This is a genomic window from Candidatus Saccharibacteria bacterium (assembly GCA_016700015.1).
Lineage (GTDB): Bacteria > Patescibacteriota > Saccharimonadia > Saccharimonadales > Saccharimonadaceae > Saccharimonas.
In genome coordinates this window covers 148,420-169,069 of sequence record CP064995.1, presented here as the reverse complement: position 1 = coordinate 169,069, position 20,650 = coordinate 148,420, and the positions used below count along the sequence as shown (strand labels likewise).

18 protein-coding genes are annotated in these 20,650 nt (G+C 47.8%); 5 read left to right on the top strand and 13 right to left on the bottom strand.

Annotated elements, in window-relative coordinates:
- Window positions 1-9: 9 nt before the first annotated feature.
- From IPM09_00895 to IPM09_00880, 4 genes are read right to left on the bottom strand one after another with little or no spacing between them, the layout of a single operon-like run.
- On the bottom strand, window positions 10-1,572 hold the full coding sequence (locus IPM09_00895; GenBank protein QQS22092.1) for a GIY-YIG nuclease family protein: 1,563 nt from the start codon (window positions 1,570-1,572) through the stop codon (window positions 10-12).
- Between the two features lie 31 nt (window positions 1,573-1,603).
- The gene (gene trxA, locus IPM09_00890; GenBank protein ID QQS22091.1) at window positions 1,604-1,948 is read right to left on the bottom strand and encodes a thioredoxin; all 345 of its coding nucleotides are present in this window, start codon (window positions 1,946-1,948) and stop codon (window positions 1,604-1,606) included.
- A gap of 7 nt (window positions 1,949-1,955) precedes the next feature.
- Window positions 1,956-2,354, bottom strand: a complete 399-nt coding sequence (locus tag IPM09_00885; GenBank protein QQS22090.1) for a transcriptional repressor — start codon at window positions 2,352-2,354, stop codon at window positions 1,956-1,958.
- A gap of 54 nt (window positions 2,355-2,408) precedes the next feature.
- Entirely contained in the window at window positions 2,409-3,314 is a 906-nt protein-coding gene (locus tag IPM09_00880) for a rhodanese-related sulfurtransferase (GenBank protein ID QQS22089.1), read from the bottom strand.
- 156 nt (window positions 3,315-3,470) lie between these two features.
- On the opposite strand from IPM09_00880, the gene IPM09_00875 reads away from it, so the two are divergent.
- Both IPM09_00875 and IPM09_00870 read left to right on the top strand, forming a co-directional pair.
- Window positions 3,471-5,237, top strand: coding sequence for an ABC transporter ATP-binding protein (locus IPM09_00875; GenBank protein QQS22088.1), 1,767 nt, complete (start codon window positions 3,471-3,473; stop codon window positions 5,235-5,237).
- Window positions 5,238-5,308: 71 nt separating this feature from the next.
- Complete coding sequence (locus IPM09_00870; protein ID QQS22087.1) at window positions 5,309-6,016, top strand: helix-turn-helix transcriptional regulator; 708 nt, start codon at window positions 5,309-5,311, stop codon at window positions 6,014-6,016.
- A 43-nt stretch (window positions 6,017-6,059) separates the two neighbouring features.
- Here IPM09_00870 and IPM09_00865 read toward each other — a convergent pair whose 3' ends face one another.
- Window positions 6,060-6,791, bottom strand: a complete 732-nt coding sequence (locus tag IPM09_00865) for a 50S ribosomal protein L25 (protein QQS22086.1) — start codon at window positions 6,789-6,791, stop codon at window positions 6,060-6,062.
- A 106-nt stretch (window positions 6,792-6,897) separates the two neighbouring features.
- Between IPM09_00865 and IPM09_00860 the strand changes: the two genes are divergently transcribed.
- Entirely contained in the window at window positions 6,898-7,563 is a 666-nt protein-coding gene (locus IPM09_00860) for a VTT domain-containing protein (GenBank protein QQS22085.1), read from the top strand.
- A gap of 122 nt (window positions 7,564-7,685) precedes the next feature.
- Here IPM09_00860 and uvrA read toward each other — a convergent pair whose 3' ends face one another.
- Window positions 7,686-10,496, bottom strand: coding sequence for an excinuclease ABC subunit UvrA (gene uvrA, locus IPM09_00855; protein ID QQS22084.1), 2,811 nt, complete (start codon window positions 10,494-10,496; stop codon window positions 7,686-7,688).
- A gap of 127 nt (window positions 10,497-10,623) precedes the next feature.
- Here uvrA and IPM09_00850 point away from each other — a divergent pair, with 127 nt between their 5' ends.
- A complete protein-coding gene (locus tag IPM09_00850; protein ID QQS22083.1) occupies window positions 10,624-10,902 on the top strand; it encodes a hypothetical protein in 279 nt (92 codons plus the stop codon).
- On the opposite strand, the gene sbcB is transcribed toward IPM09_00850, so the two are convergent.
- From sbcB to IPM09_00815, 7 genes are all read right to left on the bottom strand, one after another.
- Complete coding sequence (gene sbcB / locus IPM09_00845) at window positions 10,899-12,317, bottom strand: exodeoxyribonuclease I (protein ID QQS22082.1); 1,419 nt, start codon at window positions 12,315-12,317, stop codon at window positions 10,899-10,901. The two genes, IPM09_00850 and sbcB, sit on opposite strands and share 4 nt — an antisense overlap.
- On the bottom strand, window positions 12,317-13,606 hold the full coding sequence (gene obgE / locus IPM09_00840; GenBank protein ID QQS22081.1) for a GTPase ObgE: 1,290 nt from the start codon (window positions 13,604-13,606) through the stop codon (window positions 12,317-12,319). Before obgE ends, sbcB begins: the two co-directional genes overlap by 1 nt.
- A gap of 62 nt (window positions 13,607-13,668) precedes the next feature.
- Window positions 13,669-14,823, bottom strand: a complete 1,155-nt coding sequence (locus tag IPM09_00835) for a LysM peptidoglycan-binding domain-containing protein (protein QQS22080.1) — start codon at window positions 14,821-14,823, stop codon at window positions 13,669-13,671.
- A gap of 342 nt (window positions 14,824-15,165) precedes the next feature.
- The gene (mltG, locus tag IPM09_00830; GenBank protein QQS22079.1) at window positions 15,166-16,443 is read right to left on the bottom strand and encodes an endolytic transglycosylase MltG; all 1,278 of its coding nucleotides are present in this window, start codon (window positions 16,441-16,443) and stop codon (window positions 15,166-15,168) included.
- On the bottom strand, window positions 16,443-16,847 hold the full coding sequence (ruvX, locus tag IPM09_00825; protein ID QQS22078.1) for a Holliday junction resolvase RuvX: 405 nt from the start codon (window positions 16,845-16,847) through the stop codon (window positions 16,443-16,445). Before ruvX ends, mltG begins: the two co-directional genes overlap by 1 nt.
- The gene (locus IPM09_00820) at window positions 16,837-18,462 is read right to left on the bottom strand and encodes a hypothetical protein (GenBank protein ID QQS22077.1); all 1,626 of its coding nucleotides are present in this window, start codon (window positions 18,460-18,462) and stop codon (window positions 16,837-16,839) included. Before IPM09_00820 ends, ruvX begins: the two co-directional genes overlap by 11 nt.
- A 1-nt stretch (window position 18,463) precedes the next feature.
- The gene (locus tag IPM09_00815; GenBank protein QQS22076.1) at window positions 18,464-19,726 is read right to left on the bottom strand and encodes an ethanolamine ammonia-lyase reactivating factor EutA; all 1,263 of its coding nucleotides are present in this window, start codon (window positions 19,724-19,726) and stop codon (window positions 18,464-18,466) included.
- 86 nt (window positions 19,727-19,812) lie between these two features.
- Here IPM09_00815 and IPM09_00810 point away from each other — a divergent pair, with 86 nt between their 5' ends.
- Window positions 19,813-20,643 (top strand): hypothetical protein, encoded by an 831-nt coding sequence (locus IPM09_00810; protein ID QQS22075.1) that lies wholly within the window; start codon window positions 19,813-19,815, stop codon window positions 20,641-20,643.
- Window positions 20,644-20,650: the final 7 nt, after the last annotated feature.

Genomic DNA, 20,650 nt, shown 5'->3' with positions numbered 1-20,650 from the left:
CTTATGATACTAGCTAATTGTAGTTGATGCAATATGGCTAGCAATGCGTCGAGCACGTGTCGCGCCAACTACTTCGGCTAGCTGCTCAAACGATGCACTGCGAACACCTCTCACGCTACCAAATCGTGTTAACAGTCGCTTTTTGAGTACCGGGCCAATACCCGCTATGCCGTCGAGCTGACTTTTGGCGTGACCATTCCGTCGCAATACAGTATGGTAACTAACTGCAAAGCGGTGAGCTTCGTCACGGATACGTTGAATCAAGAGAGTAATGTCGCGATAGGGCGTCACACCACTGTTGCCACGTAGATTGCGGGAATGTGAGCCTGCGTTGCGCTGTTCCGGATGAAGATTTACTTCGAAATGATATTTTGTTTCCTGTACGAATAGCCCTGGTATCGGTTTAATACGCGAGCAAGCAAGATAGGATACGTCGATGTGTGATCGGGATTTATGAATCACCAGCTCTTCCTCGCGCTTTGCGATACCGATGCAGGGTACCTGTACCTGGCGTGCTTCAAGTGCATCGAGTGCCGAGCCCAGCTGCCCCTTGCCGCCATCAATCAATAGCAAATCGGGCATACCCCAAGACTTTATGTTTTTTTCACTAAAGCGACGAAACACGGTTTCGTAAATATGCTCATAATCATCGTTACGTTGCTGAGTCATTTTGAATTTGCGGTAGTCCTGACGACTACTGACGCCGTTGATAAATACGACGAGCGATGCCACCACATCTGCTCCGCTCATGTGACTCACATCGATTGCCTCTATCCGTCGCGGCTGGCGCGACAGGCCCAACAGCTCTGACAGTTTTGTCAGCGCCTGGTCTTTACTGATATCGAGAAACTCTTTGTCGCCGAACATAATACGGCGCTGTAATTCTTTCAGGTAGCCTAACTTATTGCGTAGATCGGCTGCCGTTTCAAATTGATGCGCACGCGCTGCGCGCTTCATGTCACGTTCGATACCTTTTACGATATCAACTCGCCCACCCTTAATATATTTAATAAGTTTTTTAAGATTTGTTTTGTATTCAATACTTGTTGTGTCAGAGCTAGGACTCAACCCTAAGTGAACATCTAGGTCGGGTCGACCACCGGCTGGAGGCTTGGTATAGTAAGGAAACACTTTGCGCAAATACCGGAGTGCTTTCTTAACTGCGAAGCCGTTGTAGAACGGACCGATATAGGTTGCGCGATCGTCTGCTGGATTGCGTGTTGTTGTTACAAATGGCCACTCGCTTTTCATGTCGATTCTAACATAGAGCTGAGATTTATCGTCGCGCAGCAAAATATTATATCTTGGCATGTAACGCTTGACCATTTCACTTTCGAGAAATAGTGCGTCGATTTCGCTTTCGGTTTCTATCCAATCAGTATCATAGATTTCACCGATCAGCGCTTTGGTTTTTGCGTCCCTATCGTTTTGGTTTTGGAAATAGTGGCGTACACGATTTTTGAGAACGGCAGCTTTACCAACATAAATCACTTCGCCGTGTTTTGAGCGATGGAAGTATACCCCTGGAGAGTCAGGTAACGTGCGTAGCTTATCTTCTAGTGCTTTATTCACACTACCTAGTATAGCGCGAAATCATGAGCGATTAGTCGGTGTCGATATACTTTTTGAGCTCATCTTTTAGATGGGCCTCGGGCACGAGCCCAACCAACTGACCCACATGTGTACCCGCCTTGAAAATGTGAAGATTTGGGATACTTTGGATGCCATAGGTAGTAGCAAGCTGACTGTTGTCACCCGATGCCTCTATGTCGACTTTTACGACCTCCACGTCATCACTCATTTTTTCAGCGATAGCGGCAAGAATTGGCGCCATCGCGCGGCATGGCGGACACCACTCAGCCCAGAAATCTACGACTACTACCTTGTTGTTGTGAAGAACTTTTTTATCGAATTCTTCTTTTGTTAGTGTATTATACAGGCTCATCATATACTCCTTATTGTGATGTAGATGTAGCATGGGCGCTACATTTCTGGCAATCGCCATAAACGGTAAGTGGGCCTGTGATATTACAGGCACCGAGTTTGCTGCGTAATGCTTCGTAATATTTTTCTGGGATATCCATATTTGTCAGCCCATCACAGCGCGAACAGCCAAAGTGATCGTGCTGTTTTAGGGTATGGTCATAGCGCACCGAACCGTCACGGGCCTGCGGCGCAAGAGCAAACACACCGTCTTTATACAAGCGCTGCGTTACGCGATGAACTGTTGTGTCACTGACTGTAGGAAATTTTTTACGAAGTTCTTTCGCTATTTGCGAATTGGTTGCGTGTCCCATGCGCTGTAAAATATCCTGGATTTCACGGGTATACCTAGTTGATCGTCTTTGCTGCATGGATACTACTGTAAATTATTTACCTTATTATTTCAATAAGTTTTCTTTGAATACCTACGCATTTTGCAGCTGTTGCTGGCGCGCTGTGCGACACATTTCTGTATGATACAAATTCTTTTCATCAAGCTTACAGTGTTCACAAATAAGTACTAGGTCGTTGCAGCTAGGCAGCGCACAGTTCTCGTAGTTACTCGTACTGCCGCCACAATGAATGCACTCGCCAATCACTTTTGCATGATCACTAAAATCCATCCCCATACGGCCATCGAACACGTAAAGTTGCCCCTCCCATAGTCCATCATCACCATACGTTTCTCCGTATTTTACAATGCCACCGTCAATTTGGTAAACGTCTTTAAAGCCACGTTGCTTCATCATGGCACTCAGCAGTTCACAGCGCACACCACCCGTACAATAGCTAATGACTTTTTTGTTTTTTAGTTCGTCGTATTTACCGCTATCGAGCTCGCGTTTGAAGTCACGGCTAGTCCGCGTGTCGGGCACAACAGCGTTTTTAAAACGACCAACTTTAGCCTCATACTGGTTGCGCCCGTCAAAAAACACTACGTCGTCACCGTATTTTTCGACCATGGCATTCACTTCTTCGGGCTTCAGGTGGGGGCCGGTACCAACGACACCTTGCTCATCAACTTCAATTTCGTCCCAGGTTTCAAAAGCAACTAATTCTTTTTTTACTTTTACGCTCATACGCGGGAAGTTGTCACGTGAGCCATCGCTCCATTTCCACAGTATATCTTTGAATCCCGGGTGTTGCTTGGTGGCTTTTATGTATGCCTTGAGGTCTTCTATGTCTCCGCCAACCGTTCCATTAATCCCTTGCTTACTTACCAGTATCCGACCATGTAAATTGAGACTATCGCAGAGCGTTTTTTGCCATAGCTTTAATAGCTCTGGGTCGGCTATAGGAGTGAATTTATAGTAAAGCAGAATTTTTTGCATATAACTTCATTATACCGTATACGAAAAAAACTATGTCCGCAAAACGGACCTCTACTCGCCCAAATGTCAGGACGCGACCGACCGCTAGCGAAATACACGCCAACGATATATGATGAAAGGAGATATCAATTGGTTTTCGCGCGGAGCAAATATTCGATGAAAAAACAAAAGCCTACTATTCTAGTTAAAGGTACACTCAAGCTGTACTGGGAGCAAATTCGTCTCGATAAATTGAAGTTTTGGGTCATGACTTTGTTTATACCACTCGCTGCACTAATGCTTGACACTGCGGTGCCCTACTATCTCGCAAAGGCAATCGGCACTTTTTCAACCAACGATACGGAGCAAATGCAAACCTACTTATTTACTGCCGGAGTATTTGTACTAGTTGGCGTCGTACTCAACCTCATAGGCTTTCAAACAGCTGTGCGGCATGAAGCTGCTGTTCGCACGCGGCTCGTAGTTAGTTCCCTAGACAACCTGCTCCGCCGCGAGCAAGATTTCTTTGCAAACCAAAAAATTGGTGCCCTAACTGGGAAATTTATTGATTTCATTAACGGTCATGTTGGCATACAGGATTTGTTTGTTCTTCGGACACTATCGTTTCTCATTAATCTTGTTGTTGGGCTAACGATTATTTTTCTACAAACGCCGCTTCTTGCTGGAATCATTGCAATTCTTATCGTCGGGCTTCTCGTGCAAATACGGTTGTTTCGCCAAATGCGCGATGCGATTCGCGCCGAACGTAAACGACTGGTATCAGAAGTAAACGGTACGGCTGCAGACTCGATCACGAATAATCTTACCGTCAAAACATTTGCAGGTGAAAAAGAAGAAGTCAACCGCGTACTGAAAGTTAGTGCCGAATATGAAAAAGCGCATCGTAAAGATTTCTCGCTTATGTCGCTTGAAGGATCTGGACGGATATTGTTTATGCAGACGTTCCAAATTATTGCCATTATTGCGATTGGCAGTATGCTACTAAACCATTCCATACCACTTTCGATTGCGATTTTTACCATTGCGTATTTGCAGCGACTCGCGGCCACTCTATTTTCACTTGGCGAACTAATCAACGGGTATGACAAAATCTTACTGCAAGCGTCACCTATGACAGAAATACTCCAAGAGCCTCCACTAGTGCGCGACAGAAGCCACAAAAAGCTTCATGTAACGGCTGGTGCGATCGATTTTACTAATGTGTACTACGCCTACCAGGATACAAAGTCGATTGATGTCCTCCACGATTTTACACTCCATATTAAGGCCGGTCAGAAAGTCGGACTAGTCGGTAGTTCTGGCGCAGGAAAGACAACGGTCACCAAACTGCTTCTCAGATTTGATGATCTAGATAATGGCTCAGTGTTGATTGACGGTCAAAATATAGCAGACGTGACACAAGCCAGTCTTCGACAATCAATCGCTTACGTAGCCCAAGAGCCACTTCTTTTCCATCGATCACTTGCAGAAAACATTGCGTATGCACACCCATATGCCGATATACAGCAAATCAGGCAAGCTGCAAGTGAAGCGAATGCCCTAGAATTTATTGAGCGTTTGCCAAACGGATTTGACACGATTGTTGGTGAGCGAGGCGTAAAATTATCGGGCGGACAGCGTCAGCGAATTGCGATCGCGCGGGCAATTCTAAAAAACGCGCCAATTCTTGTCCTAGACGAAGCCACCAGTGCACTTGATAGCAAAAGCGAGCAGTTCATTCAACGCTCATTAGCTAAATTGATGGAAAACAGAACGAGCCTGGTTGTCGCACACCGGTTGTCGACAATCGCAAAACTTGATAGAATTGTCGTCCTCGACAACGGCAGAGTGGTTGAAGATGGGAGTCATGCCGATTTGCTCGCACATAAGGGAATATATGCCAAGTTGTGGGCACACCAAAGTGGCGGATTCATTGAGGAATAGTAAAGTTGACTTCACTAGAATTGCCCTTGCTCGTCTGCTAGAGTAGCCGGTGATAACATAAAGGAGGCATAATGAGTTACGAACCTGAAGTTCACGAAGCACAAACAAGCATTCTACGCGCACTGTTGTTTGCGAAAGAGGCTGGGTTCGCCGAGCTGCAAAAAACAACAAGCCTTAGTAGTGACCACTTCAATTTTCATATCAAAAAGCTTTCCGAAGCTGGGCTAATTGCAAAAAACGATGGCCGCTACACGCTCACGCAGCGCGGCAAAGAATATGCCAATCGCATGGATACTGACCAAAATGAAATTGAAAAACAACCAAAAGTATCGGTCGCTCTGCTGGTAGAACGCCGGGTCGGCAATCGGCGCGAGTTCTTGGTTCAACAACGGCTCAAACACCCTTATTACGGATTTTATGGTCGACTTGGCGGCAAGGTGCGCTGGGGCGAGTCGTTTGAAGATGCAGCTGCACGTGAACTGGAAGAAGAAGCTGGGCTTACGGCATCGTTTACTTACAAATTATTGTTTCATAAACGAGATTTTAAAAAATCCGATCGCACGTTACTTGAAGACAAATTATTTATTGTTATGCATACAGATAGCGCGACAGGTGAGCTCGTGGACCAGTTCGAAGGCGGCAAAAACTTCTGGATGACTGAAGAAGAATTCACAGCGCAAGAAAAAATATTTACCAGCGCACATGACTTTGTGGTGCACATGGACAATGGTGTCAGCTATCACGCTCAAGATTTTTTCTACAATGACACTGAATATTAAATAACCGCGGCCTTTGGCCGCGGTTATTGATGGAACTTCCTTACTACTCGCTCTTCGTTTCAGCGCTTTCAGGCTCGGCGGGTTGATCGACAGGCTGTTCGCCGCCTTCGCTTGCAACTTGGCTTTCGTCTTCTGCGTCACCTGCAGCGGCTTCGTTAGCTGCTGCCAGCGAGCTTGGCTCGTAGACGTTGGCGACCACAAGGTCAAGGACGCTTTGCTTTTCTTCATCTTCCTCATCGGCACGTCCGTCATCATGCTCGACAATTTCCACTCCAGCCGGCAACACAATATCACCGACCGTCACGCGATCACCCTCGGCTGCGAGAGCCAAAATTGACACTTCAAGTGCCTCTGGTAGGTCCATAGGCAGTGCCTTAACTTCAATCTTCTCTAGCGCCTGCAAGACAATCAAGCCAGACCGCTCAGCGACAGACTCCCCTTCGCCGACCAACCTAATTGGCACTTCGGCATTGACAGGCTCGTTAGCATTGACCGCATGAAACGCGACATGACGTATACTGCCACGTTTTGTTGGATCGTAGTCAACACTTTTGATCATGGCAATTCGCCGCTTACTGCCCGTTAAGTTGATCGGTGTGTGCATGCCAGCACGTACCACTACCTTGCGAAGCTCACTGCTGTCCGCCTGAATGGCCTGTGGCTCCGTGTCTTGTCCGTATACCACCGCAGGCGTCATGCCTTGCTTGCGAAGTTTGACAACTTTTTTACCACGCAGTTCGCGTGCCTCAATTTTAAGACTAATCTTATCTCCCATACTTCCCTTCCTTTCGTCTGGTACCTTTTCGGAGTTACATAATAGTGCTTATTATTATAGCACACGACGGCCACTCAGGGTGTGAGATATGTTACACTAATGAGGAATGGAAGTATTACTCAATTTTATTACTGGCCTCGGCGTGCTCGCTGTTTTGTTCGTAATCTATGCCGAATCAGGCCTGCTGATTGGCTTTTTGTTCCCGGGCGACAGCCTACTATTTACTGCTGGCTTTCTCGTCCAGCAAAGCATCGGTTCATTTGGTGCTATCAGCATCCACCTCTTCGCCTTTTTGTTATTTTTGTGCGCTCTTCTAGGCCAACAAACCGGCTATCTGTTTGGTAAAAAAGTGGGACGCAAGCTATTTGACCGCCCTAATAGCCGCTTTTTCCGCAAAGAAAACTTAGTACGCACTGAAGCATTCTACGAAAAGTATGGCCCCATCGCTATTGTACTTGCCTGTTTCGTGCCAATCATCCGCACCTTCGTGCCTATTGTTGCTGGCGTCAGCAAAATGACCTATCGTCAATTTTTGCCGTATAACATTATCGGAGCGTTCCTTTGGACCTATAGCTTTACTTACCTCGGCTACTACGCCGGCAAAGTGCTGCATGACATGGGAATCAATGTCGAAGTTGCCGCGCTTATCATTATTTTCCTTAGTATTTCTCCGATGCTTTGGCATACGCTGCACACCAGAGAAAAGCGCGCCAATTTATGGGCTGGCACAAAACGTGAACTAGGCATTGTTTTTGGCAGAGAAAGACGTTAAGGTTGATTGCAAAAAAGAACAATCTATTTTACAATACAATTGCAGCCTCGCGACCTGCCCGTTCAGCCCCCCTCAATTTCGTCATATATCGCGAACGATACGAGGGGGATTTATCATACGTTTTACAATAGACTTTTGAGGTATTTCCCCGTAAATGATACGGGAACTTTTGTTATGGCTTCGGGCGTACCTTCGGCGACAATGGTGCCGCCGCCCTGACCACCTTCGGGCCCCATGTCGATAATATAGTCGGCGCATTTGATGACTTCGAGATTGTGCTCGATGATAATCATAGTATTGCCACCATCGACTAGTTTGTCGAGTATTTCGAGTAACTTTTTGACGTCTGCGGTGTGCAAGCCAGTGGTGGGTTCGTCGAGAATATAAAGAGTTTTACCAGTACTGCGCCGGCTTAGTTCGGTGGCGAGTTTGATACGCTGTGCTTCACCGCCGCTGAATGTGGTTGCCGGCTGGCCAAGCTTAATATAACCGAGCCCAACTTCATTCAGGGTGTCGAGTTTGCGGGCAATACTAGGGATGTTAGCAAAAAACTCACAAGCCTGTTCGACCGTCATGTCGAGCACATCGCTGATGGTTTTGTCTTTATACTTTATTTCCAATGCTTCTCGGTTATAGCGTTTGCCTTTACATTCGTCGCAGGTCACATAGACATCGGGCAAGAAGTGCATTTCAATTTTGATCACGCCGTCGCCTTGGCAATTTTCGCAGCGACCACCTTTGACATTGAAACTAAATCGCCCTGCTTTGTAGCCACGGATGTTAGCTTCGGGAGTACCGGCAAACAGTTCGCGAATTGGTGTGAACACGCCGGTATAGGTAGCTGGGTTAGAGCGTGGTGTGCGACCGATTGCCGACTGATCAATCACAATCGCTTTGTCGAGCTGGTCAATACCTTCAATATTATCGTGCGCACCGGGCACTTCCTGAGCGCGGTGTAGCCTAGCGGAAAGTTCTTTGGCAAGAATATCGTTGACGAGCGTTGATTTACCGCTACCACTAACACCGCTCACGACGGTCAGCACACCGAGCGGAAAGGCGACATTGATGCCTTTTAGATTATTCTCGCGCGCACCAAGCACTGTCAGTTTACGATCAAATTCTATCGGACGACGACGCTTCGGTACGGGGATTTTTTCGACGCCCGCAAGGTACTTACCGGTGATACTGTTGGGGTGAGCGGCTACTTCCTCGGGCGTACCGTACGCCACAATCTGACCGCCATGCACCCCGGCACCGGGACCAACATCAATCAAGTAGTCTGCATGCTGGATAGTGTCCTCGTCATGCTCAACAACCAGCACCGAGTTACCGAGATCGCGCAGGTGCTTGAGTGTGGCTATGAGCCGATCGTTATCGCGCTGATGGAGGCCAATACTAGGCTCATCAAGCACATACAGTACACCCTGTAGCCCACTACCAATCTGTGTAGCGAGTCGAATACGCTGCGCTTCACCACCACTAAGCGTGTTGGCAGCCCGCGAAAGTTCCAGGTAACTCAGGCCGACATTGCTCATAAACCCAAGACGAGCTCGAACTTCTTTCCTGATTGGCTTAGCAATAAACTCCTCGTCTTCGCTGAGGTGTAGTCCGTCAATCAGTTCAATTGCTTCATCTACACCGAGGTTGCATATTTCCATAATATTCAGCCCGTGCACCTTAACGGCAAGCACTGCCGGCTTGAGCCGCGCGCCCTGGCAAGCGGTGCAGCGGCGTTCACGCATAAATCGCTCTATGTCTTTGCGCATAAACTCACTATCAGTCTCTTTATGGCGTCGCTCCAAGTTTGGGATAACACCTTCGTAGGTGGAGTCGTAAAACCGACCACCATTCAGGCGTACCCGGTATTTCTGTGCGCCAGTACCGTAGAGAACTTTTTGTAAATCTTCGTCGCTGAGCTTCTTTACTGGCACATGAATACTAAATCCATGTGCGTCGGCCACAACTGCAAGTCGTTTCATATACCAAGCGTCACTGTTGACGCGATTATAGGGCCGGATTGCACCTTCGGCAATTGTTAGATTAGGATTAAATACTAGGTCAGGATCGACTTCGAGTCGGCTGCCAAGGCCAGTGCACACCGGACATGCACCTTGGGGCGCATTAAAGCTAAAAAGACGCGGCTCGAGCTCGGGGATGTCTTCACTCGGGTGATCGACACATGCATACCGTTGACTGAATACGTGCGCTTCACCGTTGTCTGCGTTAAGCACTTCGACAACTCCACCAGCGATTTCCAGCGCCTGCTCCACCGACTGAGTGATCCGGCTGACGGCATCGGGCTTAATGACTAGACGGTCGACGACGAGTTCGATGTCATGCTTGAAACTTTTTTGCAGTTCGGGGAACTCGTCGAGAGCGTACACCACCCCGTCAACTCGCACGCGCGCAAACCCAAGACGCGAGTACTGCTCGGGAATATGGGCGAACTCACCCTTCTTCTGAGAAACAATTGGTGCTAGTATCAGCGCCTTTGTCTCGGCGGGAAGTTTCATAATTTCATCAATAATTGCCTGAGGTGTGCGGCGGTGGACTGCCTTACCACAAACCGGACAATGAGGCACGCCAATACGCGCGAATAACAAACGAAGATAGTCGTAGATTTCAGTGACAGTGGCGACGGTACTGCGTGGGTTGCGACTGGTTGATTTTTGATCGATACTGATCGCCGGGCTAAGGCCGTCAATACTGTCGACATCGGGTTTGTCCATAATCCCTAGAAATTGCCGAGCGTAACTACTGAGACTTTCGACATAGCGGCGCTGGCCTTCAGCATAAATCGTATCAAACACTAGACTCGATTTGCCACTACCGCTTAGTCCAGTAACGACCACGAATTTGTCACGTGGAATATCGACATTGACATCCTTAAGATTATGCTCTCTCGCTCCTCTAACACGAATCATCTCAGACATGGCTTAGTATTATACCTAAATTTACTTTGTTTTTCCAGTCTCTTGAACAGAAATTAAATTGAGAGAAATACTATTGCTTTATTATCAATTTTGTGATATAATGAAATAACGTTAAAGGAATCACCTTGTGAAAAAAGTATTAATCATCAGTATCGCTTGTCTTAGCTTCCTCGCTTTTATGAAAGGCGATGGTATGTCAGCTATCCTCGATCTCATTATCGCAGGACATGTGCCCGGGACTGACTACGTCGTTCCTTACTGGCTTATGATGGCTGTCTACTGTACTGTTATTGCTCTGGTGATCGCACATTATATTGAGCGCGCACTCATTCACCACAACGCACGTCGACACGAGTTAGCAACTCATAAACCTCGTATGCCGAAACGGCGCTATAGCCACATCTAGTCGGTATAGGCCGGCAAAATCGACTCAGCCCAGAGCTGCAATTCTTGCAAAACAAATTGTTGTTCAGTAGTTGCAGTAGTGGCGTATTGTGCCAAGCCGCCCATAAATCTAGGTAGCGCAGCGCGTAGTCGTTCGGTGCGCCATTCTTCCCATTTGACCACTTCCTGTTCACTTAACGTGCGGGGGAAATTGCGAGCCTTATAGTGGAGTAGAAGCGGAGACAAACGATCGTCATAAAATTCCGGATGATAGTCAGCAAGCGATTGCTCTGTGGCATTACGTACCGTTTCAACCCTCAGCTTATCGCTATCAGACAAAAATGTCTCATAGAGCCGCGCTTCGGGATCGATTGCGGCCGCAAATGTTGGCCTCGTCTCATATGCAGTTCTAAGACGTTCGGCAAATGCAGGGTTTGCTAGCAATGATTGCGTATGGTTTTTGACCGTATGTTGATCGAGTCCAATCTTCTCCCAGCCACTGTCGATGCCAAGCACACTAAGGGGTGCGACCGCCGGAGCGCGATTATATTGTAGTTCTTTCACTGGAACAGGTACGAAACCGCTTTTCCTACGCGTGTCGTAGGGTGCAAATAATCGATCTTGGAGCTCAGCTGTGGATAGCTCGATAAATGGCGTCGGGTCAACCCGAAGATCGTAGACAACAATATTACCATTGCGCCCCAATGTCAGCGGGAAAGCGACAGTGGTGCAACCATACTTACCATCATAACGACCACTCGTATACACAAAAGCCTGTTTCGTATCAAGGTTTACAAGCTGTTGCACTTCACGCTTGTCGCGGAGTTTGAGTAAGTAATCGAACAATTGCGGCTGCTTCTGCCTAATCAAACTAGCAACCTCAATGAGCGCTACAACATCGGCGTAGGCATCGTGAGCATTATCATGTGCTATACCATTTTCTTTGGTGATAGCTTCAAGCTTATTGACGGGCTTGCCTTCACTAGACACTGGCCAATTAATACCGCCTGGACGAAGGGCCCTTGTCATCCGCACTACATCGAGCAGATCCCAGCGTGAGCGACCATCTTTCCAGCTCCATTCATAGGGGTCGTAAAAATTACGCCAAAAAAGATGACGAATAAACTCGTCATCAAATCGCACATTGTTAAACCCAACTGCGATCGTATCTTCTGTAAACACACCTTCCATCAGCAGGCGACTGAACTGGGCTTCGCTATAACCTTCTTCGACTGTTTTCTGCGGAGTAATGCCTGTCACCATGAGGGCATCAGGACTCGGCAGCGTGTCATCTGAGAGTGCAACTAGTACATTGTAGGGATCTCCGATAGGGTTAAGCTCCAGATCAGTCCTTTGACCAGCAAACTGCATAATACGGTCGTTTTGTGGTGATAGACCGCTTGTTTCAAGGTCATAGAAGAAAAAAGATTTCGGCATTATTGCTCTACAACACTGAATGGTCGACTGTCACCGATCTGCACCATACTATCACCTGTTGCTCCTTGCCTAGTTAGTTCGTGTGTAATGCCAAGGCGCTTCATGATATCACGAAGACGGTTCACACTTTCAAACTGATCGTAGTTAGTGCGTCGCGCAAACTTCTCGATTTTATCGCCCTGGACGTGGTAGCGCTGATCTGACTCATCATAGGCAACCTGCCAGTGCTTGTCGAACGCACCGCGGGAAAGAGTAATAACCACCTGCTCGCCCTGGGGTTCATCGACAACGGGTCTTCGTCCCCGTGCAGCCTGAACCTGTTTGTACAGTTCGCGCAGTACTTCTTTGACGCCCTGATGGGCAGCCGATGACATCGCATAGACCGGCGTACCATCTGGAACCACATGTTTCAGCTCGACAATCTGCATAGCAACAATATCTTGGTCCAAACCATCACACTTACTTAGTACAACCACCTCGGGTCGCCCTACGAGTTCAGAACTATAGTTCGCGAGCTCTTTGCGGATCGTTTGGTATGTTGTTGCCACATCGTTGCTATAGGCGTCAACAAGATGGAGCAGGACTGCAGTGCGTTCAATGTGACGTAAAAACGCGTCTCCAAGACCCTTGCCCGCACTGGCTCCCTCGATAAGACCTGGGATATCCGCAATCAGCAAACTACCATTATCGATATCGGCCACACCAAGGTTGGGAGTAAGTGTCGTAAAGGCATACTCCGCAATTTCCGGCCTAGCATTTGAGACAACAGAGAGAAATGTTGATTTACCGGCGTTAGGAAAACCAACAAGTCCAACATCTGCGAGCAACTTAAGCTCGAGCTCAGCTTCAAAAGCGTCACCAGGTTCACCCAACTCAGCCATGCGCGGTGTCTGGCGTGTGCTTGATTTAAAATGTGCGTTACCAAAGCCGCCGTCACCACCCTTCGCAATCACGACTTGTTCACCATGTGTCGTGAGATCGGTAATCACCTTACCGTCCTGTTTGACAACTGTACCAACCGGGACTTTCACATATAAACTCTGACCCATACGGCCAGCTCGCTTGCGCTTACTACCTGCTATCCCATCTTCAGCTTTTAGTTCGGGCCTATAGCGAAAATCTAAAAGTGTATTAAGATTCTCGGTAGCGACAAATACGACATCGCCGCCCTTACCGCCATCGCCACCATCAGGTCCGCCCTTATCGACATAAATCTCATGACGAAAACTGACGGCTCCATCGCCGCCCCTACCCGCCCGAACTGTCACAGTGGCTGTATCAACAAACATCTCGTGTCTAGTATACCAAAAACACCTCTTGTTTTACAGAGGTGTTTATATGTTTATAACATTTAGTGAATATATCGGAACATGCCACTTGTGGCCTCACCCCACGAAATGTCACCGTGCCCGACGCGGCCAAAGCCACCGCCAAATCTATAACCATTCATTTCACTAATTGTGACTGATATACCTGGGTTAATAGCTTCCACAATTGCCACATGCCCCCAGCCACCGCCATTTTGCATCACGGCGCCAGGAGTTGGATTACCATCAACAAGGTAGCCGGCCACACCAGCACTATATGCCCAAGTGCTAGCATTGCCCCAGAAGCTACCCACAGGATTACCTAACTGCATGCGTCGTTCGTAAGCATACCACGTACAGTTGCCCCACGCATACTTATTACCAGCAGACCAGCCCCCGTTCCAGCTCGTACCATAACCACCAGAATAATTAGAATACGATATGGTCACGCGGCGTGGCGCTACATAGCCCGGCTGTTCTTCGGTTGGCAAAGCGCCGCCAGGGATGACGACTTGAACACCCGCTGCAGGATCACCCGAAAGCTCAAGGTCATTGAAGCTACGAATAATGTTGGCATCAGCCTTATATTTAGCAGCAATACTGGCGATTGTGTCACCCGATTTCACAGTGTAGATAATACCGTCGACAGGCGGAATGGTGAGTTCACGTCCTGGCTCTAAGGTGTCAGACGTCAACTTATTCGCCCATTTAATAGTCGTTGTCGATACACCATACCGCTGCGAAACAGCCTGAACCGTGTCACCGGAAGTCGTTACGTACTTCTGGGTAACACGACTATCGGCTGCGGGCTGAACAATTTGCGGTTTTGATATGACATTGGTGTCAGTTTGCGCCAAAGTGCTTTCGATAGCAAGCGATTGCGACAGGTTGGCAACGTTGTTGGTGACAGGGAGGTCAGTGCTTTCGGCAAGTGTCGCGGCGATATTGGTGGCCATAAGCTGATCCACGGTCGCTTCAGTCGAAAGAGCGGTCGTCGATGCGTCAGCTACTCCACTACCGACATTAGCAAGCGATGCTTTCACAGGTGGATGGTAGCCAATGGCAATCATAGATACGACAAGAAGAAAAATACCAAAATACGACGCAATCGATGCGCCCGATACTGCTCCGCGGGTCGCTTTGGGACGCGAAGCATTGCCAGTGAGGGCATGAGATGAAGTTTCAAGTTGGTTCGCCACAAATATATCAGTAGCGAGTGGTTGATTACGAATAATCGTACTCCTAAGGTGTCATTACTGACATCTCACTACCTCACTTTGTCTTACTCCGCCATAGGTTGCGGAAAGAGCACGCGTGTCGACCGATTTTATTAATTTATATTACTAAAAAGTGCTTATTTCGGTGCTCGTACGACATTTAAAGGTAGGCACTGTTGATACGTTTATTTCCCACCCAAATCGACGTTTCGCTTGTCACGATTGTCGATTCACGTGTCAATGTGCTCCTGCTATGATAGCAAAAAGAGTTGTATTTTGCAACTGTTTCAGACATATTTTGGCTTGCCCAACGGAGGCAAAAGCTTATAATTCATTACAGAGTTTTTGGCAGTGAGCGGCAATATTCGCCTCATGTCCAGCTTGGTCGCTGGCAAAATAAATGAGGCCGTCATCACCAGCAATAAAGAACAGGTAGTCTGTCGATGTCGGATTAGCCACAGCTCTGAGTGCCAAGATACCTGGCGCACCAATAGGACCGGGCGGTAACCCCGTATGAATACGGGTATTGTAGGGTGAGTCGATTGTTACCGACGGCGCTACGCCCATTATATCCGCCGCATAAATAAATGTAACATCAGACCCGAGCGATATATTCTCGCGTAGTCGTTTGAGAAAAATCTGAGCAATAGTCCTCTGGTACGTATAGCAGCGTTCCTGACGGCCGCCTTCGGTCGGTTTGCCCTCACAATTAAGCTCGCGCTGCACAATCGAAGCGAGAGTAATTGCCTGGTAGAGCGACAGACCCTCGGATTGAAATTTTGCTGGCAGTCCCTCGGCATTTAGTTCTTTGTACATTTGATCAAATGTCGTCTGAAGTACTTTCTCGGCCGATACACCCGGTTCTACGAAATAGGTCTGACCATAAATGTAGCCCTCTAGTGATGTGCCCGCCGGTTTATCGGCAAATAACGGCCCAGAGTACTGTTTGGTTAGTGCGGCACTGATCTGATCATCACTAAATCCAAAACTTTGTAGACGATATTTAACATACATTGTATCATCGAGCTCAGCGTGAGAAGGCTTATAGAGGGGACGCTCGATGGTCGCCCCAGGAAAAAAAGTAATAACCTTAAAGTCGTGGCAGCCAGTGGTTAATTTTTCGAGAATCTGCTGCGTAGATTGTGACGGAGCGAGATCACAGCTTCCTTCTTTGAGTTTGGTTCTGGTTCCAGACAGCAGGCCATACACCGTTGCTGCAAGTTCGCTTCGTATAAGGCCGCGTTCTTTTAACCTTTTCACTACATAGCCAAATGAAGTACTTTTTTCGATCACAACTCTCTGCGTCTCAGTGTTGGCAATAGCAACCGGTTTCAGCTGAGAGGTATACCAACTTCCAATAGCAATGGCAACAGCTACAACGATACCAACAACGAATGCTACAATTAGCCATCGTTTTGATTTTTTAGGGCGACTAGCCGGGCGACCCAAATCGCGAAGTCTGCCAGCAACCACTGGTGGCTCGGGGGATTTTATCGATGGTGGCAGTACAATAGGAAGCGACGGCGATACTGACATATTAGTCGGTTTTGGTGGCATGGTTTTTTGGACTGGCCGTTTTTGAGGGCGCTTAAAACCATCCATTAGTGCCGCTCCAAATAGTCTTGCAAAATTAAACTTGCGGCAAGTGCATCAATATCGGCTTTGGCGTAGGGACGCTTCTGTGCTTGCAATAGTTTTTCAGCCTGTATGCTTGTGACCGATTCATCCTGAAAAACGATGTGCGCATGTATATCTTGGAGTTGATTAGCGAATACTTCTACGTAGTGCGTTTGCGCCGTCGGCTCACCAGACTGATTGCGCGGGTAACCAATAACAATTGTTTCCACTTTCTCGGAAGCCACCAACTCTTTTATACGTGAGTGTTCGGTGCCGTCCACACTGATCGTGCTATGGGCAACCGCGATGCGGATACTTGGGTCTGCAAGTGCGACACCAATACGCTTCTCACCCACATCGAGTGCGAGGAGTGAACCGTTATGCACCATTAACTTTAAACTCTACCTTTATACGATTAGGGTCGCCTGGAGAACTTGATACCCAAAACGGCGAGAACTTTACGTCAACATTATCTATACCGCTCACCTGTTTCACGTAGTCCTGAATTTCACCATAGCGTTTGCCTTTAGCAAATTCCTTGAGGGCTTTTTCGTCGACTTTTGGTCCAATTTTACCATTTGTTGATATATTCACGGTGGTGATAGTATCGGCCTGAGAAATATTTGTAAATGACACATCGGTTAGTCCATTACTATAGACTTTCTGGTCTGTTTTACCATCAATCTGCTGAGCAAAATATGCATCGAGATATTTGGAAACTTCTGACTTTACGGTGGCTACGATGGTGTATGTTACGCTGCCAGCAAGGGTCGCTTTGCTGTCGGTGGCTTCTGAACCCACGGCTGGCGCTGACTTTACAGCCGATGTGTCTGCTTTAAAGGTACTGTCAAGAATTATGTAATCGCCCCTAAGGCTCGCAAGCAGTTCTTTTTTGGCGGCTTCTGCGACGTCTTGTTTACTCGCATCACCGCTGACTTTATCGACATCTTCTTGTGATACCACCGTGACAGTTTTATCAGTACCGTTAGCGGTAGCGCCCGTGATCGCACCGGTAATAGTTCCCGGCAAATCACCTAGTTCGCCGCTAATGCCGTTGTAGTTACTGCCTGGGGCAGCAGCCACAATTGTGCCAGTTGCCGTTCCGGATGAGCAGCTGCTAGGCCTCGTACATGAACCTTTGGGTACTGTAACGGCTGACGATAGATAAAAGGTAAACCCACCAGCCGTGACACTACCCGAAACTGTTACCGGGTCAAACGAGTCATTATAAAGTTTCACGGCGCCGGTAGCCTTGTCGCCAACATCTTTTTTGCCTGTTGCTGTAAAGGGAATAGAGACATCTTTTTTTGTTGATTTAAGTACTGAGGCGATGGTACCTGCTTTGAGATCGGTTGTTGCTGTGGGCGACAAGGAAACGCGGCTATTGAGCGCGGCGTCAGTCGTGCGTGCCGTTATGATAATCCGTGCTGACGGAGCAAAAACGAATGCCCACACAAGAAGCGATATCAGTGTTACCCCCCCAACAATGCCGAGTAGTAGTTTTTTACGAAATACATCGAAATTTGGCACCGCTACTTTACTGCCGCGCGTTACGGGTTTATCGCGGTGCGACACTGCAACTGAATCAGCGCTTGCTGCCACGGCTGCGGCACCAACTTCTGGTACGACGCTGTCATTGGCCACTTTTTCGGCCACCGCTTGGTGATCACCGACCGGCAAGTCAGCACCGTCGATCACATCATCGTCGTCTACCTCGAGCACCGGAACTTCAGCAAGCTCAGGCTTGCTCTGAAGATTCCTGGCAACTGGTATACCAGCAGATCCCGCCAGCGCCATTAGCGATACATTATTACTAATAATTACAAGGCGTTTGTCGGCCTGCTCGGCTGCCCGATGAACAAGTTTCAGATTAACAGCACTCTGAATTGCCCCAATCCGTTTTGGAGGAACCAGTGCGACAATATGTGCTTTGGCAGCTTTTACTTTGCCAATAATTGCCGTGATGTCGTCATCTACATCAATGTATATAACGTCTTTTTGCATGTTATATCCGTAGCATTCTGTTTAATTTATCGCGAATTGTATCGCTATCACTCGTACCTATCATTGTATCATAGCCCACTCTTAGCAGGCCCATAGCAGTGATATAGGTGTGATCGTCGGCTTTACCTGATGCATCATGAATACCCACAACATCACTAGGCTTAATGTACGTTACGCTTGGTCGTTTTGTAAATGGTAGCGTCTTGTACCATTCGCGCTTTTCAAGTGCCTGCACTAACTGCGTGAGGCTGGCACCGCCACCACAGAGTAGTATTCGAGGTGGTAGGTGGTCGACAGAATCAAATTCACTAAGCGCTAATTCTACGCCGGCGAGCCACACTTCGAGCGTCTTATCAACTGCTGCTTCAACGTCCTTTTTCACTGTTAGCTTTACTTGATCATGATCAATGTTGACTTTAAGCTTCTCGGCCGACTGATAGGAAATGTTCATCTCACTTGCGATAGTATTAGTAAAGCTCCGTCCCCCGATACCAAACATTTTTGTACCTTCAACACCGCCGTCGTTGACGACGGCAATATCGGTTGTTCCGCCACCGACATCGGCGAGAATCGCTGTGAAATTACTATTGGCATCGGTACCGAGTAGGGTACGACTGACGGCAAATGGCTCAGCTGCGACCGCAATCAGTTCAAGTGCGAGCTCGTCAGCGACACGCTCTAGTGCTCCAATATGAACCATAGGTGCAAAAGCGGTGTAGATCTGAACTGCAATATCTTTGCCTTGAAAACCAATTGGATTACTGACTTTATAGCCATCAATGTGTATGCTCACTAGTGCGCTATTAACCAGCTTAACTTCTACGTCTTCGTTGCCTGTTTCTAATGCAATCTGCTTCTGAGCCCTACTTGCTGCGCGGTCTTGAACTTTCTCAATAATAAATTCCATCTCAGCCTCATCAAGCGGACGATCAGGTTGAGGACGACGATAACGAATAGTGTTTGTAACACCTTTCACCAACTCTCCAGCAATACCAATAACGCAGCGCTTTCCTTGTACGCCAGCTTGCTCTTCAGCCTCACTGAGTGCCGCCTCGCAGTTGCGCACCACACCGGCAATGTCGGCAATTGCACCCATGTGCATATCTGCTAAATCCTGGTGAGCACGTCCCACACCTTTGATCTCAATCGTCCCCCCCTGTACACGGGCGATCAGCGCCTTGACATACTCTGTACCGATATCAAGCCCAACAATATAATCAGGATCGGTGGTATGAGACTTTTTGAAGAATTTATCAAAAACCATAGATCCTATCATTATACAACAGAACAGCTCATGGTAAAACTGGATGGGTATTGCATTTTTATAATACTTATGCTATAATACAAGCTATGTCAACTCATCGTATGGAAAAGCAAGTATCGATTGAACGCGATAAGACCCTGCTCCGCGACTACGCGGCAATGCTCCATGATGCGTTTGAGCTACTTGAGCCAATTCAGCCAGACGGTGAGGAAGTAAGTATCGGTAAGTTTGTCGGTGATGAACCCTCAGATCCTACGTTACAGTTCTCACTCGGCTACGAAGAAGATCGTGTTATTGGGTTTATCGGTACGACGCATAACAACGGAGAAACCTACGATAGATACTATCGCCGTACACAAAGCCGCGAGAGCTGGGAAGATGTGTCGACCGGTAATCCGGCTAGCAATGCGGATTCGCTTGCGATCCTTACCGGCGTCGGCTTCGGCAATAGCAAACTTCCTGATGATGCTGCCCGCCTTCTACACATGCTTGGCCAACAAGGCAACCCAACTGACCGTGATGTGTTCGATGCGGCCAGTGTTGTGTTTGCGCCCCAGTCGCGTGCCGTCCGTCGCCTGAAGCGCTACGACTATACGGACGTGCGCCTAAACGGTACCACCACATCACAAGTGGAATTCTCGATTTACCGAATTATTGATAATGGCGAGGAGGTTGTACAAGCACGCTTGGTAAGCGCCATTACCCGCGATGAAGTTCCTTGCACCCTAGAGTGTTTGTATAACGACGATGAATATGGCGAGCCATTCGTAGAGCTCCGCATTCATGGTGATGGCATTAATGAACGCATTGAACCAGACAACCTGGAGCTCGTGGTGCATGAGCTGATGAGTATGCTCTATAAACTGGTCAAAGAAAAGCGCGAACCATACCTCGAGACAAATCAAAAGGTAGTGTAGTATTGTT

Coding starts and splice junctions, on each gene's coding strand:
- IPM09_00880 (QQS22089.1), bottom strand. CDS start 3,314: ATGCAAAAAATTCTGCTTTACTATAAATTCACTCCTATAGCCGACCCA.
- mltG (QQS22079.1), bottom strand. CDS start 16,443: ATGGATGGTTTTAAGCGCCCTCAAAAACGGCCAGTCCAAAAAACCATG.
- IPM09_00870 (QQS22087.1), top strand. CDS start 5,309: ATGAGTTACGAACCTGAAGTTCACGAAGCACAAACAAGCATTCTACGC.
- IPM09_00865 (QQS22086.1), bottom strand. CDS start 6,791: ATGGGAGATAAGATTAGTCTTAAAATTGAGGCACGCGAACTGCGTGGT.
- trxA (QQS22091.1), bottom strand. CDS start 1,948: ATGATGAGCCTGTATAATACACTAACAAAAGAAGAATTCGATAAAAAA.
- IPM09_00815 (QQS22076.1), bottom strand. CDS start 19,726: ATGGTTTTTGATAAATTCTTCAAAAAGTCTCATACCACCGATCCTGAT.
- sbcB (QQS22082.1), bottom strand. CDS start 12,317: ATGCCGAAATCTTTTTTCTTCTATGACCTTGAAACAAGCGGTCTATCA.
- IPM09_00820 (QQS22077.1), bottom strand. CDS start 18,462: ATGCAAAAAGACGTTATATACATTGATGTAGATGACGACATCACGGCA.
- uvrA (QQS22084.1), bottom strand. CDS start 10,496: ATGTCTGAGATGATTCGTGTTAGAGGAGCGAGAGAGCATAATCTTAAG.
- IPM09_00875 (QQS22088.1), top strand. CDS start 3,471: ATGAAAAAACAAAAGCCTACTATTCTAGTTAAAGGTACACTCAAGCTG.
- IPM09_00860 (QQS22085.1), top strand. CDS start 6,898: ATGGAAGTATTACTCAATTTTATTACTGGCCTCGGCGTGCTCGCTGTT.
- IPM09_00885 (QQS22090.1), bottom strand. CDS start 2,354: ATGCAGCAAAGACGATCAACTAGGTATACCCGTGAAATCCAGGATATT.
- IPM09_00810 (QQS22075.1), top strand. CDS start 19,813: ATGTCAACTCATCGTATGGAAAAGCAAGTATCGATTGAACGCGATAAG.
- obgE (QQS22081.1), bottom strand. CDS start 13,606: ATGTTTGTTGATACAGCCACTGTGACAGTTCGGGCGGGTAGGGGCGGC.
- ruvX (QQS22078.1), bottom strand. CDS start 16,847: ATGGTGCATAACGGTTCACTCCTCGCACTCGATGTGGGTGAGAAGCGT.